12 protein-coding genes and 1 pseudogene are annotated in these 15441 nt (G+C 68.9%); 6 read left to right on the top strand and 7 right to left on the bottom strand.

Features of this window, described 5'->3' with window-relative positions; translation table 11 throughout:
* Positions 1–100: 100 nt before the first annotated feature.
* Genes ACSVC7_RS06620 through ACSVC7_RS06605 form a run of 4 tightly spaced genes read right to left on the bottom strand, consistent with a single transcriptional unit; the run spans position 101 to position 4366 of the window.
* The gene (locus ACSVC7_RS06620) at positions 101–1195 is read right to left on the bottom strand and encodes a hypothetical protein (RefSeq protein WP_448203860.1); all 1095 of its coding nucleotides are present in this window, start codon (positions 1193–1195) and stop codon (positions 101–103) included.
* A gap of 20 nt (positions 1196–1215) precedes the next feature.
* Positions 1216–2139: a polysaccharide deacetylase family protein gene (locus ACSVC7_RS06615; protein ID WP_448203859.1), complete on the bottom strand. Its 924-nt coding sequence runs from the start codon at positions 2137–2139 to the stop codon at positions 1216–1218.
* Positions 2136–3272 (bottom strand): MalY/PatB family protein, encoded by a 1137-nt coding sequence (locus tag ACSVC7_RS06610; RefSeq protein WP_448203858.1) that lies wholly within the window; start codon positions 3270–3272, stop codon positions 2136–2138. The genes ACSVC7_RS06615 and ACSVC7_RS06610 overlap by 4 nt, the downstream gene beginning before the upstream one ends.
* Positions 3273–3274: 2 nt before the next feature.
* A complete protein-coding gene (locus tag ACSVC7_RS06605; RefSeq protein WP_448203857.1) occupies positions 3275–4366 on the bottom strand; it encodes a hypothetical protein in 1092 nt (363 codons plus the stop codon).
* Between the two features lie 39 nt (positions 4367–4405).
* On the opposite strand from ACSVC7_RS06605, the gene ACSVC7_RS06600 reads away from it, so the two are divergent.
* From ACSVC7_RS06600 to ACSVC7_RS06580, 5 genes are all read left to right on the top strand, one after another.
* A complete protein-coding gene (locus ACSVC7_RS06600; RefSeq protein WP_448203856.1) occupies positions 4406–5233 on the top strand; it encodes a class I SAM-dependent methyltransferase in 828 nt (275 codons plus the stop codon).
* Positions 5234–5643: 410 nt separating this feature from the next.
* Entirely contained in the window at positions 5644–7173 is a 1530-nt protein-coding gene (locus ACSVC7_RS06595; RefSeq protein WP_448203855.1) for a lipopolysaccharide biosynthesis protein, read from the top strand.
* Between the two features lie 291 nt (positions 7174–7464).
* On the top strand, positions 7465–8484 hold the full coding sequence (locus ACSVC7_RS06590) for a glycosyltransferase family 2 protein (RefSeq protein WP_448203854.1): 1020 nt from the start codon (positions 7465–7467) through the stop codon (positions 8482–8484).
* Between the two features lie 55 nt (positions 8485–8539).
* Positions 8540–9544, top strand: coding sequence for a GumC domain-containing protein (locus tag ACSVC7_RS06585; RefSeq protein WP_448203853.1), 1005 nt, complete (start codon positions 8540–8542; stop codon positions 9542–9544).
* Positions 9541–10860: an O-antigen ligase family protein gene (locus ACSVC7_RS06580; protein WP_448203852.1), complete on the top strand. Its 1320-nt coding sequence runs from the start codon at positions 9541–9543 to the stop codon at positions 10858–10860. The genes ACSVC7_RS06585 and ACSVC7_RS06580 overlap by 4 nt, the downstream gene beginning before the upstream one ends.
* 3 nt (positions 10861–10863) lie before the next feature.
* Here the strand turns inward: ACSVC7_RS06580 and ACSVC7_RS06575 are convergent, their stop codons facing one another.
* Complete coding sequence (locus ACSVC7_RS06575) at positions 10864–11340, bottom strand: GFA family protein (RefSeq protein ID WP_448203851.1); 477 nt, start codon at positions 11338–11340, stop codon at positions 10864–10866.
* A 93-nt stretch (positions 11341–11433) separates the two neighbouring features.
* Between ACSVC7_RS06575 and ACSVC7_RS06570 the strand changes: the two are divergent.
* Positions 11434–11652: pseudogene (locus tag ACSVC7_RS06570) on the top strand (DNA alkylation response protein); the annotation flags it as partial.
* Between the two features lie 50 nt (positions 11653–11702).
* On the opposite strand, the gene ACSVC7_RS06565 reads toward ACSVC7_RS06570, so the two are convergent.
* Positions 11703–12701, bottom strand: a complete 999-nt coding sequence (locus tag ACSVC7_RS06565) for an ABC transporter ATP-binding protein (RefSeq protein WP_448203850.1) — start codon at positions 12699–12701, stop codon at positions 11703–11705.
* Positions 12702–12709: 8 nt separating this feature from the next.
* Positions 12710–15412 carry a magnesium-translocating P-type ATPase gene (gene mgtA, locus ACSVC7_RS06560; RefSeq protein ID WP_448203849.1) on the bottom strand — a complete coding sequence of 901 codons (2703 nt, stop codon included), beginning with the start codon at positions 15410–15412 and terminating at the stop codon, positions 12710–12712.
* Positions 15413–15441: the final 29 nt, after the last annotated feature.

Genomic DNA, 15441 nt, shown 5'->3' with positions numbered 1-15441 from the left:
AGCGGCCCCCGGATCGGCGTTTCGGCGGCGAATAGACACAACCCCGGTCGGTTGGGGGCGCCGCTTGCGGCCCGCGGTACGGCAGGGGAGGGGAGGGGACTCAGGACACGGCGAAGCGTTCCGCCCAGGTCTTGCGCGTCAGGGCGTGGGCCGCCACCGGCCCCATATCGAAGACGTGCGCCTCCAGCCACGCGCCGAGCGCGGACAGCAGAGGCAGTTCGGCGTGGTCCTCCGCGGAAGGGGAGGCGGCGCACAACGCCCGCAGCGCGTCCAGATCCCGCAGGTAGGCGTTCTTCGCCTCGGTCCAGGCCCAGCCGTTGGCCGCCAGCCAGTCCAGGGTCTGCCCGCCGGCGGGGCCGTGCAGCATGGCGTGGTGGATGATGTCGCCGAGCGCTTCCAGTTGGAGCTTGCCAAGCGTCAGCGTGTCCTTGGTATGGCGGTGCCAGGGCGCGTTGTCGTCCGGCATGGTCACCATGGGAACACCCATCGCCTCCAGCTCCATGAACAGGAAATAGTCTTCGTTGTAGAGCAGGCTGTAGGGAAGGGCGGCCATGCAGGATGCCGGAATCGCCACGCACCCACCGGAAATGGGCAGGGATGCAGGACGGTCGCTGTCCGGGATTGGCCGTCCGCTGTTGGCGAGCGCCCGACGCCGGATGCGCAGCAGGCGCGATTCATCGGGCATTCCGCCCAGCGGGTAGCCGGCCACCGCCCGCCGCCCGGCGGCGGCCTCCACCATGTCCACGAGCCACCTGTCCTTGCCGGGCTGCGGGTCCAGATCGTCGTCGAGATAGACCAGGACATCCGGTCGCCCGGCCGGATCGGCCAGGAAGGCCAGGGTGCCGACATTCCGGCTGGTCCCCACGCTCCAGGACGGATCGCCGAGGCGGCGGCCGAAGCGGGGGCGCTGCTCCGCCGCGAAGCCGTCCAGCAGGCGCTCCTGCTCGACCGCCGTCAGTTGCATGAGCGGGGGGACGCAGAGGGCGGCGTTGGCGGCGCGGGACGACGCTTCAAGGGAGTCGTCCACCACCGCCACGCCCCGGCAGGCGCCGGGCGTGCCCGCCTCAATGGCCTTGCGGAGCCGCGGCGCGAAAGCGCGCAGGTAATCGGGCCGGTCGCGGGTGATCAGGATGACCCCATAGCTCGGGCAGGCGGTCGGGCTTTGGCGGGTCGGGCTTTGTAAGGTGACGTCCATGGTGTCCCTGCCTTGAGATGTCAAAGTGATCCTGCCCCGGTCACGTCCGCGGCGATCCGGTCGATGAGCGCGGCCAGATCGGCCCGCGCGTTGCCGACGTCGACCCGGTCCAGCACATAGGCGCCCGGTTCCCGGTTCAGCCCGTCGGCGGCGGAGAAGACGGCGTCGTAGCCGGCGGCGCGGCACTCCGCCAGGACAAGGTCGTCGTGGTCGTGGACGTCGCCGTTGGGCACCGCGAACAGCCGGGGCCGAACGCCGAGGCGTCGTTCAATCTCCCGGCTGTCCGCGTGGATTTCACGGCGCACCCGGTCGGGGGTGGAGCGCGTCAGCATCGGGTGCGTGGAGGTGTGGCCGCCGACCTCGAAGCCGGCGGCGGTGCACCACGCCAGATCGTCCCAGTCGAGCAGGCGCAGCGACCGGTACAGGGAAACGTCCCGAAGGCGGCCGAGCGAGAAGTCGTGCCGCGCGTAGAGATCGTCGAGAAAGGCTTCGCGCTCCGCGGTGGGCACGGTCTTCAGGTGGTCGCGCAGCTCGACGAAGGAGTCCCGCGCGCCGGGCGAGAAGGGGCCGGCGGTCTCGTGGAAGAAGCACAGCAGCTTTTCCGGCCAGGCAAGCTCCCCGATTCCCGCCAGTCCCGAATTGACGAAGACCGCGGCGGGAATGGCGCGATCGTGCAGCCACGCCAGGGCCTTGCGCGTGCTGGCGTAGCCGTCGTCGAAGGTGATGTAGACATCCAGCCGGTCGGTTTCGCCGGCCCCCCGTTCCCGGAACGCCCAGGGGGTGGTGAAGCGAACCCGGCGGTCGCGCTCCAGCAGTGTGATGTCGCGCCGGAAGGCCTCGAACCCCGTCATGTAGTCGTCCGCCGCCTCGGTCCAGCCGCCGGACGCCGGGCCGTCGAACAGGTTGTGGTACAGCAGGACGAGAAAAGTCGGCGGATGGGTCATGGGGCCGCCTCCAGCACGGTCGCCATGCGGTCCAGCACGGCCCGCAGCAGGGGGCGCGTCGTGCCGAAATTCAGCCGCAGAAAGCCGGCTCCGCCCGGCCCGAAGCGCTCGCCGTCCCCAAGCGCCACGCCGGCCCGCTCCAGGACGACGCGGTGCGGTCTCTCCAGCCCCGTTCCACGGCAGTCCAGCCAGGCGAGATACCCGGCCTCCGGTTCGTGCCAGGACAGCCGGGGCGCGTGCGCGGCGACGAAGGCGCCGACGAGGGCGCGGTTGCGCCGCAGGACCAGCCGAAGCCGCGCCAGCCAGGGGCCGCCGTGCCGCCAAGCGGCCGTCGCCGCCTCCAGCGAGAAGCGATTGGGCGCGCCGCAGAGTTCTGAACAGGACGCCTCGAACCGGTCGCGCAACGCGGCGCTGCCGAACATCATGGCCGTGGCGGACAGGCCCGGAAAGCCATAGGTCTTCCCGGCCGCCGCCAGCGTGACCGTCCGCGCGGCCACATCGCTTCCCAGGCTCGCCATCGGGATGTGGGTGTGGGGAGCGTGGACGAGGTCGGCGTGGATCTCGTCGGACAGGATCACGAGGTCGTGTTCGACGGCCAACCGCGCCACCGCCTCCAGCTCCTCGCGGGTGAAGACCCGGCCCGTCGGGTTGTGCGGGTTGCACAGCAGCAGGGCGCGCGCGCCAGTCCCCACCGCCCCGCGCAGCCCATCGGCATCGACGCGCCAGCCCCCGCCGGTGAGCAGGAGCGGGTTGGCCACGACACGGCGTCCAAGCCGCTCCACCACGGAGAAGAAGGGCGGAAAGACCGGCGGCTGGAGCACCACCCCGTCACCGGGCCGCGTCAGCGCCGCCAGCGCCAGACCGATGGCCTGCATGGTGTCCGCCGCGAACAGGATGTCCTCCGCCGCACGGTCCAGGCCGTGCGCGGTGCGCCAGTGGTCGCGGAGCGCGCGCTTCGCCTCCTCCAGGATCGGGCCGGGATAGCCGAGGTCTCCGGTGGACAGCAGGCGGCTCAACGCATCGCGGACCGGCCGCGGAGCGGGAAAGTCGATTTCCGCGACATCGGCGGCCAGCACACCCGTCGGGTGGCTGGTCCACTTCTCGTTGCGCCACCCTCGCGGCTCCATGGGCATGGTCAGTCCGCGACCGACGGAACGGCGCCTACGGCGGCCTTCCCGGCCTCCATCTCAGCTTCCATTTCAGTCTCCATCTCAAGGGCGTAGCAGCCGTTGCGATAGGTGCCGTCCATGCGCTTGCGGTTCAGGTCGGCGATGACGTCATGGCGGAAATCGAGGCGGTAGGACACGGCGCCGCGAATCTTGTCGGTGTCTCGCACCAAGCGCCCAACCAGGGGGTGAAAGGCATCGACGCAGGCCCCGATGGAGCCGATCCACTCCACCCGCCGCTCCGCATCCTCCGCGGCCAGTTCGGGCGGGTCCGGGACGACGGCGAACAGCTGGCGCCCGGCGCGGCACCAGCCGACGTGGGGCGGGAATTCCATGACCTCGATGCCGAGCGAGCCGAAATCCTCGTCGATGGCGAGTTGGAAGGACAGCGGCTCATGGTCGTGGAGCCAACGGAAATCCCGGTAGGCTTGCACGACCTCCTCCTCCGACAGGACGAGGTGAGGGTGCCGCCCGCCATGGTCGTGGAAGCGGTTGAACCGGACCGTCGTCACGCCGAGCCGGTTGAAATATTGGGCATAGCGGAGGAGCGCCCCGCGCCCGTGATTGTGCCGGCCGACCGTGACGGAGACGTTGATTTCCAGCGGCCGACGCGCCTCCTCCGGCAACGCGGCGAGCCGGGGGATCGCGTTGGCCGCGAGGTCGCGGTTGAACGCGTGCAGGCGCTGGATCACCTCCTCGCAACGCTCGCCCGGAAACACGCCGCCGATCGGATAGGCGCCGTGCGGCAGGAGACAGCCGTCGGCGTCGAGCAGGCCGTGAAAGGTCAGCGTCACGCTGCCGAACCCGTTCTCCACGCCCAGTTCCAGCAGGTCGCGCCAGTCGTCGTCCAGCAGCGGCGCGCCGCTGGTCCACATGTGCCCGCGCTCCATGGTTCCGGTCGGCGTGCCGCTCAGCCCCTCACGGAAATCGCGGTGGTGGGTGTTCCGGAACAGGCGCAGGAATTCCCCCCGGTTGGCAAAGCTGTCGGAAATCATGGGGAAGATGCGATAGCCGGCGGCTTCCAGTCCCTGCTTGATCGCCAGCCCCTCGTCCAGCGCCACCGACCGGTTGCGCGTCTCGGCATGGTTGAGGAAGAAGCAATGTCGACAGGCCTGCCGGCACGTCTCGCGCCCGACCCTGGTGTCCAGCTGAAGATAAATGCTGATTTCTTCAGGTGGTATTTTCTCAAAAGGAATGGAAAACGGAATACTGCCATGATTGTCATAAGATACGGGCTGATTTTCTATTATATTCATAAATCAACTCCATTGTGCATGAAGCTATGTTCGGATATCGTTGCGCCGACGTGTTCAGAGAGGATGGTGGGAATGCGCCGGCAAATTCTTTATTGGATCGATGATGCCTGTGAACGCGCCGTTGCCGCGCGGAAGGGCGCACTGTTGGCGAATGCCGCGGGTGAGGTTCTGGAGATCGGACCCGGCCGGGGGGTGAATTTCCGCTATTACCCGTCCGGCGTCCGATGGCGGGGCATCGAACCCGACCGTCTGTGCCACGAGCCGATCCTGCGGGCCGCCCGGCATCATGGGATCCAGGCCGACCTGCTTGCCGATCCGGAAAGCTTGCGCCAACTGCCGGAGGGCAGCGTGGATGTCGTGGTGGAGACCTTTGCGCTGTGCACGGTGCCCGATCCGGCGGCGACGCTGGCCGACGTGCTGCGCGTCCTGAAACCCGGAGGGAGCCTTCTGTTCATGGAGCATGTGATCGGCGCGCCGGGAAGCCTGCTGCGGCAGGCGCAACGGGCCGTCCAACCGCTCTGGGGCTGGTTCGCCGGGGGCTGCCACCTGGACCGTGATCCAATGCCCGCCCTTTCCGCGGCGGGATTCGCCAGCGTCACATGCGAGGCGTTCGAGATCGACGTGCCGATGTTCGGCCCCCACATTGCGGGCATTGCCCGAAAGAGAACCTAAACGTGTAAGTCGCATAATGCATACGCATGTTATGGGTGATAATCCGTCACGTATGTCTCGCGAAGGATGTATTTGGCAGCCTACAGCACGCCTAAATGGGCGCGCAAGCGCCGGCTACGTTATAATGATTGAAATATATTTCAGGATTTTAAGAAACATTGCGCATGGGTCCGCTCGCCGGCATCGGTCGCATGGGCGTGGCGGCAGCGCGGCCTGGATGGTTCGGTAGCCGCGCCCCGGCGAAGGCGGTACCCCCGTCGCGCCGGCTTTTCGAGTAGGCGGCGTGGCAAGCGCATACCGTCGGGAACGGTCGGACCCGTCCGACATTGTACCGCCGATGGAGCAAGGCTTTCCGGCCTTCAGCTTCCACGTTGCAGACGGGACATGAGCAGGCGAAGGGCCGCGCGTCGATGAGCATGACCAGGCAGTCCGACCCGCACGACATCACGGCGGCTTGCGGTGGCATGGACCGGGGGCAGATCAAGCGCGCGTCGATCAGCGGCGTCGCCGTCAATCTGGTGTCCCAGGGGCTGCGCTTTGTGCTGGCCTTCGTCTATCAGGTCGTGATGTCCCGGTTGCTGATGCCATCGGACTTCGGGCTGGTCGCGATGGCCACCCCCGCCGTGGCCTTCATCACCCTCTTCGCCGATTTCGGGCTGACGATGGCGACGGTGCAGCGGGACAGGATCACGTTGGCCCAGCTCAGCTTCATCTTCTGGCTGAACTGCGCGCTCAGTGTGGGCCTTGCCGTCGTGATGGCGCTGGGCGCGCCGCTGGTCGGCTGGTTCTATGACGAGCCGAGGGTCGTCGCGATCCTGCTCGCCATGGCGGGCATGTTCTTCCTGCGGGGGCTCTGCTCGCAGCATCTGGCGCTGCTGAACCGGCGGATGAAGTTCACGCAGCTCGCCGTGATCGATCTCGCCAGCCTCGTCTTCGGGGCCGTGGCCGGCGTGTGGTCGGCGATGCTCGGCTTCGGGTACTGGTCCCTGATTGTCAACCAGGCCGGTTCCACGGCCATGACCCTGGTCCTTGCCTGGCTGTGCATGCCATGGGTCCCCGGCCGGCCGGCCTGGGACGCCGAGGCGCGCGGGCTGCTGGGCTTCGGGGGCAACGTCACGGCCTTCAACTTCGTCAGCTACTTCGCCCGCAACCTGGACAATGTGCTGATCGGGCGCTTCGCGGGGGAAGCGCCGCTCGGCCTGTACGACCGGGCCTACAAGCTGCTGCTGCTGCCCTCCAACCAGATCACCGTGCCCTTCTCCAAGGTCGCCCTGCCGTTGCTCGCGCGGACGCGGCGGGAGCCGGACACCTACCGGCGGTCCTACACGCGCATCCTGGAGTCCATCCTTCTGCTGACCTACCCGGGCGTCCTGTTCGCCATGTGCACGAGCCAGCAACTCATCAACGCGGTGCTGGGGGAGCGCTGGGCGGAGGTCGCGCCGATCTTCGCCGTCCTCGCCTTCGGCGCGCTGTTCGCGCCGGTCAGCGCCAGCACGGGGTGGCTGCTGGTGACGCAGGACCGGACGCGCGAGATGCGCGACTGGGGCATGGTGAGCGCGGCGCTGTTCGTCCTGTCCTTCATCGTCGGCCTGCCCTGGGGGCCGTTGGGCGTCGCCATCAGCTACATCGCGGTCGGCACCATCCAGGGGCCGCTGGTGTGGTGGGCGGCGACCCGGCGCGGACCGGTCGGTTTCGCGCAACTCCTCACGGCTCTCCGGCCCTTCGCGGTGGCGGCGGTGGCAACCGCGCTGGCCGAGTGGCAGATGCAGCGGCTTCTGCCGCCGGGCGTCATGGCCCTGGCGCTGCTGTTCGCGGCGGCCTACGCGGTGTTCGTCGCGGTGCTGGCGATCCAGCCGAGCGGCCGGGCCGGCCTCCGCGATGTTCTGGTCCAGGGGCGTGATGTCCTTTTCCGGCTCAATCGCCGCCTGCAACCCAATTGAATACCGTCGATCGAAAGGGGCAAGGCCACCCCTCCGGAGCCTCGGCGCGAGGCGTGTCGTTTGTGATATAAGCATGATCGTATGTTGTCCGGCCCTTCGGCAAAGTTGCCGTCGGTTCCGTTCATTGATGTGATTTCGTCGAATCAATCAGGGTGCCAAGCCGCAATCCATTCGTAACCCCGCGGTTCGTTGATCGGGCATCCTGTGTTTTTGCGGTGCATTGTTCCGTTTCGTCATTTTCCTTCCGGGATTGCCGATTCCGCTGCCGATGCCCATCCGAGGAGAGGAACGATGCCCTCCCATTGCGGTACAGAAAAAGAGGCACACCCGGACGTTTCGGTGGTCATGGGAGCGTACAATTGCGAGCGCAGCGTCGCCCGCGCGCTCGACTCGGTGCTGGCCCAGAGTTTCACGTCCTTTGAAATCATCGTCGTGGACGACGCGTCGACGGATGCGACGGCGGATGTCGTCGGGCGCTTCGCCGAACGGGACCGCCGCATCACGCTGCTGCGCAACGACGTCAATCGCGGCCCCTCCGCCGCGCGCACCCGCGCCATCGCCGCCGCGCGGGGACGCTGGATCGCGCTTCTCGATTCCGACGACTGGTACGACGCCGACCGGCTGGGCACCCTGGTCACCTGGGCGGACAGGACCGGGGCCGACCTGCTGATCGACAACCTGCTGGTCCATGACGAAGCCACGGGCGGCACGAAGACCGCTTACCCGCCCTGGCCGTCGAGTCCGTTCGGCCCGGTGCCGGCGAAGGATGTCTGCGCCCAGGACTGGCCCTGCACGGGGACGATGGGGCTCGGCTACGCGAAGCCGCTGATCCGGCGGGATTTCCTGCTCCGCACGGGGCTGCGCTACGCGGCGGACATCCGCGTCGGCGAGGACTTCGACCTCTACATGCGCTGCATCATGCAGGGTGCGCGGCTGTTCCTGATCGACGAGCCGCACTATCACTATGTGCGCCGCAAGGGCTCCCTGTCGAAGACGCACGACCGCGCGAATTTCCGGGACTTCGCCGTCGTCAACCGCCGCCTGATGGAGGAGGCGCAACGGCAGGGCGACCACGCGCTGGTGAAGGCGCTGTGCCGGCGGCAGGAGCATCTGGACAGCCATCTGTCCTTCATGGAACTGCGGGAGGCCCTGCTGCGCCGGCAGTTCGGCCAGAGCCTCAAGAAATTCTGGGTCGTTCCGTCGCGCCGCTATGCGGCGTTCCGGCTGACCTGCGCCTCGTACCAGCGGGTCAAGAGCTGGACGCGCGGGGTTGGCTGCCGGCTGTACAGCTATGGGGCGCCGCGCGGGTAGCCCCTTCGTCCTGAAGACTCCGAACCGATCGACCAGACGCGGGATCAGACAGGTCATGGACTTTCTTCAAAAAACCGCAACCCGCCGGATGTTCACGGTTCGGCGTCCTTTCTCCGGCGGCCCGGCGGCCCTGCGGTCGTGGGGCGGACGGCTCGCCCGGTGGAAATTTCTGATCGCGTTCATCGTCCTGGCGGGAACCGCCGCCGCACTCGTCTATCTGAAATCGGCCGTCCCGCAGTACCGGGCGGAGGCGGTGATGGCCATCGACACCCGCATCGGACCCAAGATCGGGCCTGCTGCCGCGCCGGAGGAGATGCGCGCCGACGTCATCGCCTTGTGGTACACCATCGTCGCGGAAACCCGGCGGTTGCAGTCCTGGACGACGCAATTGCAACTCGCCCGCGACCTGTCCCTGGAGCCGGGCGCGCTCCGCCGGCCCGACCGTCCGGCCGCGGGCAGCCCGCCGGCCGTGCCCCCGATTGCTTCAGGTCCGGCCGCTTCCGGGATCGACAATTCGGCCGAACCGTCGCCGCAGGACGTCGCCCTCCTGCGGTCCATGGAGGGTCGGCTCCAGGCCATCGGCGACCGCATGACGGGCACCATCCGCCTCGTGGTCACAGCGGCCGACCCGGCGCTTGCCGCGCGCGTCGCCAACCGCTGGATGGAGATCGCCCTCGACGATCAGGTGCGGCGCAAGCGGGGCGGCGTGGAGGCCGCCCTGGCGGCGACGAGCGCCTTCCGCGCCTCCTTCGGTTCCTCCGACCCGGCCGCGGCCTCCGGCAAATCCGATTCTCCCCAGACGGATCCGCAGCGGGCCGATCTCCAGCCGGGCGCCGCACAGAGTCTGGCGAGCTGGCAGCAGGCGTTGCAGGTCCAGCTCGATCTGCAAAAGCCGGATTTCCTGGTCGTCTCCCGCGCGGCCCCGCCGGCGGAGCCTTCGTCGCCGCGCTGGTTCGGGCTGCTGTCGGTCGCGGTCCTGGGCTCTCTCGCCGTTGCCCTTGCGCTTGCCAGCCTTCTCGACGCGCTGCGGTCCGAACGCCGCCGAGGGTGGCGGGGATGACCGCGCGCCTGCGGGAATATGGCCGGACCGCCGAGGACAGTCTGGGATCGCGCCTGTCCGCCCTCGTGTCCGGCCGGATTCGCGGCCTGTGGAGCGCGTCCGTCGGGGACGCCGTCGCGCTGTTCGCGGTCCTGTGCCTCGCGATTCGGCCCCCGGCGCTCGGCGCGGTGGACAGCGGGATCAAGGGCGTCGTCATCTTCTGCACCCTCAACGCCCTGCTGTTTGCCTACGCCGCCGTGCGGGCGCTGCGCTGCGCCCCGGACCGGCTGGCGCGGCAGGCCCGTTCGGCGTCGCTGGCCCTGCTGCTGGTCGGGCTGGGGCTGCTCTCCACGCTCTGGTCGGCGAACCCCCGGGAAACGGCGCTGTGGAGCACGATGCAACTCGTCGTCACCGGCACCTTGCTGTGCCTGAGCAGCCTCGTCCCGCCGGCCCGGACGGTGCGGACCCTCGGGCTGGTCGCGTGCCTGTTGATCGGCGTCAGCGTCCTTGTGGTCGCCCTGTTTCCGGGCCGGGGGACGATGAGCAATTTCGAGCATGCCGGCGCGTGGCGCGGGATCTTCTACGATAAGAACGGCCTGGGCCGCATGCTGGCGATGTTCCTGCCCGCCCTGCTGGTGTGCGTCTTCGCCGCGAAGGGCTGGCTGCGGGCCGTTTTCGCCGTGGGCCTGATGGCGGGGCTTCTGCTGACGGCGAAGGCCTCGTCGGCGACGGCGACGGTGGTGGTGGCCGGGGTCTTCGGGATTGCCGTCCTGAAGCTGTGCTTCATCTGGAGCCGCGCGCTGGGCCGCGCTCTCGTCCTCGGCGGCGTCCTGGCGGCGGTGGCCGGGGCGGTGGTCATCGCGACCTCGGCCGACGCCGGGGCCGGCTGGTTGTTCGAGGTTCTCGGGCGAGACGAGAGCTTCAGCGGGCGGGAGCCCATCTGGGATTTCGCCGCCTGGCACATCGTGGAACGCCCGCTGCTCGGCTGGGGGCTGGGGGCCTTCTGGACGGAGCCGGTCGGCACCAAGTCGCTGTTCACCGCCTTCTTCGGCTTCAACCCGTTCCACGCGCACAACGGTTTCGTGGAGATCACGCTGGGCCTCGGGCTGGTGGGGCTTGGGCTCAGTCTGGCGGTGCTCACCCATCTCCTGGCGATCAGCCTGCCGCGCTTTCTGCGCAGCCGGACGCTGGCGACCGACTGGCCGTTCCTTGCCCTGCTGGCCTTTGTCGGCACGAACCTGATGGAGTCGGAAATCGGCCGGCTGATCACCTCGCAATGGCCGCTGCTGCTGTGCGCCTATTTCCAGGCTCTCGCCCGGCGAACCTCGTCGCGGTGACGCTTATCCGTCGTCGAGGAGCCCGTGGGCGCGGTGCCATTCATCCAGCGAATCCGGCGGATAGCCGTCGTGCCGCGCCTCGCCCGGCCGGGCGTCGACGCGGACCCAGTTGGCCTTCGACCCCAGCATCATGTGCACCTGCTCCGGCGGGTCCGGCAAGGGCGTGTCGATGGCGCTCGCGAAGGGGTGGAGCAGGTCGGGCCAGCGCGGATCCCACAGCCAGAGCGCCGAGCCGCACCGCTTGCAGAAGCGGCGCTCGGCCGGGCTGGCCGCGCCGTCGATGGTCGCGTGGAAGACGCTGATGTTCTCGGCCCCGGTGATCTCCAGCGTGTCGGCCCTGGCCCCGAGGTTGATCGCGTATCCGCCGCCACCCGCCGTCTTGCGGCAGATCGAGCAATAGCAGCGCAGGTACGGAACGGGCGCGTAAGCCGTGACCGAGAAGCGCACCGCACCGCAGTGGCAGGAGCCGTCGAGCCGCATGGTTCCTCTCCCCGAATGGGCAGTGAAGGCCGATCTTGAACCGCCGTCAGCCGCCGCTCAATTCCCTGAAAGGCTATCATCAGGGGGCACGACATGGCCCATCGCGCGCCGGCCGCCGCTTTCGCCACCCACACGGTGACCAACCAGCCGCCGGACTTTGCGCCGTGCGACCTGTGGCGAACGGACGTGGCGCTCCGGGACGCGGTGCGGCGGGAGGGCGGCGGCTGGGGCGAGGAGGCGCTCGCGGCCCTCGGCGCCGAGGCGGGAAGCGAGCGGGTGATGGAGCTGGGCGACCTCGCCAACCGTTATCCGCCCACGCTGCGGGCCTTCGACCGTTATGGTCACCGCCTGGACGGCCGCTTTCACCCCGCGGCCCCGGTTGCGCCTCCACGGCTGAGCTGCTGCGCGGCCGTCGCGATCAGGCGGTATTTCATGCGGTTGATGGTCGCCTCGCGGTACCAGTTGATCAGGTCGCCCCAGGGATCGATGATTTTGGTCAGGCCGGAGATGCAGGCGACCACGGCCCCCACGTCGATCCGGCCCTTCGCCGCGTACCACCCGCCGATGCCGAGAACGATGGCGATGCCCAGGTGGTGCATGAGATTCATCAGGAAGTTCATGCCGAACTTCAGCTTGTAGATACCCATGTTGAGCGCGAAGACCCGCTGGATGCGGTCGGCCTGCGCCTTGTCGCTCGCCTCGCCGTGGTCGATCATGCCGCCGCTGACGCTGCGCAGGATCCGGATGCGCGTTTCCGCCCGGCGGTTGATCGCGCGTTGCATCAGGGGCACGAAGACCAGCTGCGGCAGGAAAACCGACAGGCTCGGCAGCGCGACCTCCGGCTGCAGCTGGGACATGTAGACGAAGACGCTGAGCAGGATCCCGCCTTGCAGAAGCGGTTCCGACAGGCTGATGCCGACGAAGTTCCCGACCGGTTCGGCTTCCGACAGGATCAGCGCGATTTCGAGGCCTTCCCGCTCCGACTGGCCGGCCTGTTCCGGGACACAGCGGTGCAAGCCGTGGATCTCCGTCCGCAGGTGGCGCACCGCCGCTTCGCTGACCCAGCCCCGGTAGATGTTGAGGGCGAGCTTGATGGCGCCTTCCAGCAGCGCCACGCCGACGTAGGCCGCCGCCAGCCACAGAATGGAGCTGATGGCCCTGGACGAAATGGCGTCGTTGACGATGCGCCGCTGAAGTTCGAGCGGAACCACGCTCAGCAGGAAGACCATGGCGGACAGCACGGACAGCCCGATCTGATGCTTCCCGCTGTATCGCCGGATGTAGGCCACGAGGGAGGGCGGCAGGACGAAGGCTTCGCGATGGGACAGGGCGGGGGAGTCTTGCGCGCGCAGCTGATCCATGGCGGACATCACGGACTGCGGGTCCGGAAGTCGTCGTTGGTCTGACGGGCGGGACGCGCCGCGGGCGGCCGATGGGGGCCTTTCCGGCGCCTCCGGTCCCGTTTCACGAACACCCGGAAGAACAGGCGCTTGATGCCCTCGGCCAGGACCAGATAGGCGGCCACGGTCACCGCCAGGAACAGGTAATAGGACGGCGGCAGGGGCGCGAAGCCGAACAGCGGGCCGGCGGGGCTCAGCGGCAGGACGGCGGCCAGCAGGACGACCCCGACCGACAGCGTCGCCAGAAGGGGATGCGGCAGGCTGGCGAAGGGCGAGCGCCGCGTCCGGATGACGACGATGATCAGGGCCTGCGTCGCCAGCGATTCCACGAACCAGCCGGTCTGGAACAGCGCCTCCCCCGCTCCGAAGAGCGTCAGCAGGGCGTAGAAGGTGAGGAAGTCGAACAGGGAACTGACCGGCCCCATCACCAGCATGAAGCGGCGCACCAGATCCAGGTCCCAGCGGACCGGCCTGGCGATGGCCTCCGGATCGACGCGGTCGAAGGGGATCCCGATCTCGGACGCGTCGTAGAGCAGGTTATTCAACAGAACCTGGATGGGCAGCATCGGCAGGAAGGGCAGGACCAGCGCCGCCCCCGCCATGCTCAGCATGTTCCCGAAGTTCGAGCTGCTTCCCATCAGGATGTATTTGGTGACGTTCTCGACGGTGCGGCGCCCCTCCAGCACGCCGTCGTGAATGACCGACAGGTCGTGTTCCAGCAGGATCAGGCTGGCCGCGTCCTTGGCGACGTCGGCCCCGCTGTCCACGGAGATGCCGACATCGGCGACGTGCAGGGCCGCCGCGTCGTTGATGCCGTCGCCGAGGAAGCCGACGGCGTGCCCGCGCTGCTTCAGGGCCATCAGCACGCGCTGCTTCTGCGGCGGCGACAGCCGGCAGAAGACGTTGACCGTCGCCAGCCGCGCGCGCAACGCCTCCTCGCTCATGGCGCGCAGCTCTTCCCCGGTCAGGAGGCCGGTCACCGTGATGCCGAGTTCGCGGCAGACATGCCGGGTCACGCGGTCGTTGTCGCCGGTGAGGATCTTGACCGCCACGCCGGACTGCGACAGGGCGTGCACGGCGCTGGCCGCGTCCGCCTTGGGCGGGTCGAGGAAGGCGGCGAAGCCGGCGAAGACGAGTTCGGTTTCGTCGGTGACGTGGGCCTCCACCCGCTCCGGCCCGACGACCCGCGAGGCGATGCCGAGCACCCGGAAGCCGTCCTCGCCGAGCCGTTCGAACAGGGCGGTCACCCGCGCCCGCGCCCCGGCGTCGAAGGGGACGATCTGGCCGGGGCTCGGCTCGTGATGGGTGGACAGGCGCAGGATCTCCTCCGGCGCGCCCTTCACGATCAGGAGGTGGGCGCCGTCCTTTTCCAGCAGGACGGAGACGCGGCGCCGCTCGAAGTCGAACGGCACCTCGTCCAGCTTGCGCCAGTCCCCGGCGTCGGGCGTGTCGTGCTCCAGGATGGCGTCGTCGAGCGGGCTGCGGATGCCGCTTTCGAAACGGCTGTTCAGCCAGGCCTGCCGGAACACCGCGTCGCTGTCCTGCCCCTGCCCGTCAACGTGCCGGACCAGCCGGATGCGCGCCTCGGTCAGGGTGCCGGTCTTGTCGGTGCACAGCACGTCCATGGCGCCGAGGTTGTGCAGCGCCGTCAGCCGCTTGACGATCACCTTGCGCCCGGCCAGACGCAGGGCGCCGCGGGCAAGCGTCACCGTCACCACCATGGGCAGCAGCTCCGGCGTCAGCCCGACCGCCAGCGCCACGGCGAACATCAGGGAGTCCAGCCAGGGCCGGTGGAACAGCACGTTCGCCAACAGGACGAACAGGACCAGGAACACCGTGACGCGCAGGATCAGCAGCCCGAAATGGCGCACGCCGATTTCGAAGTCGGTCGGCGGCGGCTGGGCCGTGAGGCTGTGCGCCATGCCGCCGAGCAGCGTGGCGCGCCCGGTCCCGACGACCACGGCCCGCCCCGTGCCGCTGATGACCGACGTTCCCATGAACAGGGTGTTGGTCGCAGCACCGGGATCGGCGGCGGCCTGCGGCAGGTCGGCCGCGTGCTTTTCGACCGGGTAGGGCTCCCCCGTCAGCAGGGCCTGGTTCACGAACAGGTCGCGGGCCTCGATCAGGCGAGCGTCGGCGGGCACCAGATCCCCGGCGTTCAGCCGCAGCACGTCCCCCGGCACCAGCCCTTCGACGGGGAGTTCGCTCTCCTGTCCGCCGCGCAGGACCTTGGCCCGCAGGGCGACCGAGCGGCGCAGCGCCTCCACCGCGTTCTCGGCGCGCACCTCCTGCACGAAGTCCAGGACGATGCTGAGCAGAACGATGACGACGACGATGGCGAAGCTGTACAGGTCGCCGGCCGCCGCCGAGAAGCCGCTGGCGAGGAGCAGGATGATCAGCAGCGGGTTGCGCAGCCGGTCGAGGAACTGGAGCCACAGCGGCCGCCGCCGCGCCGCCGACAGGTCGTTGGCGCCGAAGCGCGCCAGCCGGGCCTCGGCCTCCGCGGCGCTCAGCCCGTCGGGGGCGGCGCCGAGGTCCGCCAGGAGGGCGGCCAGCGGGTGGTCGGCCAGGGCCACGCCGTCGGGCTTGTCGGGGCCGGGCTTGTCGGGGCCGGGTTGTTCGGGCCTTGGTTTCTCGGGATATGATCCGTGTTCGGCAAGCGGCAGCGCCATGGGCCGGCTCCATACGGACATCGGTCCAC

It is taken from the genome of Azospirillum mesophilum, from assembly GCF_053470405.2.
Note: the sequence above shows the minus strand (reverse complement) of the source record. Positions and strands in the feature narration are given on the sequence as shown.

Coding starts and splice junctions, on each gene's coding strand:
- ACSVC7_RS06620 (WP_448203860.1), bottom strand. CDS start 1,195: ATGGACGTCACCTTACAAAGCCCGACCCGCCAAAGCCCGACCGCCTGC.
- ACSVC7_RS06615 (WP_448203859.1), bottom strand. CDS start 2,139: ATGACCCATCCGCCGACTTTTCTCGTCCTGCTGTACCACAACCTGTTC.
- ACSVC7_RS06610 (WP_448203858.1), bottom strand. CDS start 3,272: ATGCCCATGGAGCCGCGAGGGTGGCGCAACGAGAAGTGGACCAGCCAC.
- ACSVC7_RS06600 (WP_448203856.1), top strand. CDS start 4,406: ATGTCGACAGGCCTGCCGGCACGTCTCGCGCCCGACCCTGGTGTCCAG.
- ACSVC7_RS06595 (WP_448203855.1), top strand. CDS start 5,644: ATGAGCATGACCAGGCAGTCCGACCCGCACGACATCACGGCGGCTTGC.
- ACSVC7_RS06590 (WP_448203854.1), top strand. CDS start 7,465: ATGCCCTCCCATTGCGGTACAGAAAAAGAGGCACACCCGGACGTTTCG.
- ACSVC7_RS06585 (WP_448203853.1), top strand. CDS start 8,540: ATGGACTTTCTTCAAAAAACCGCAACCCGCCGGATGTTCACGGTTCGG.
- ACSVC7_RS06580 (WP_448203852.1), top strand. CDS start 9,541: ATGACCGCGCGCCTGCGGGAATATGGCCGGACCGCCGAGGACAGTCTG.
- ACSVC7_RS06575 (WP_448203851.1), bottom strand. CDS start 11,340: ATGCGGCTCGACGGCTCCTGCCACTGCGGTGCGGTGCGCTTCTCGGTC.
- ACSVC7_RS06565 (WP_448203850.1), bottom strand. CDS start 12,701: ATGGATCAGCTGCGCGCGCAAGACTCCCCCGCCCTGTCCCATCGCGAA.
- mgtA (WP_448203849.1), bottom strand. CDS start 15,412: ATGGCGCTGCCGCTTGCCGAACACGGATCATATCCCGAGAAACCAAGG.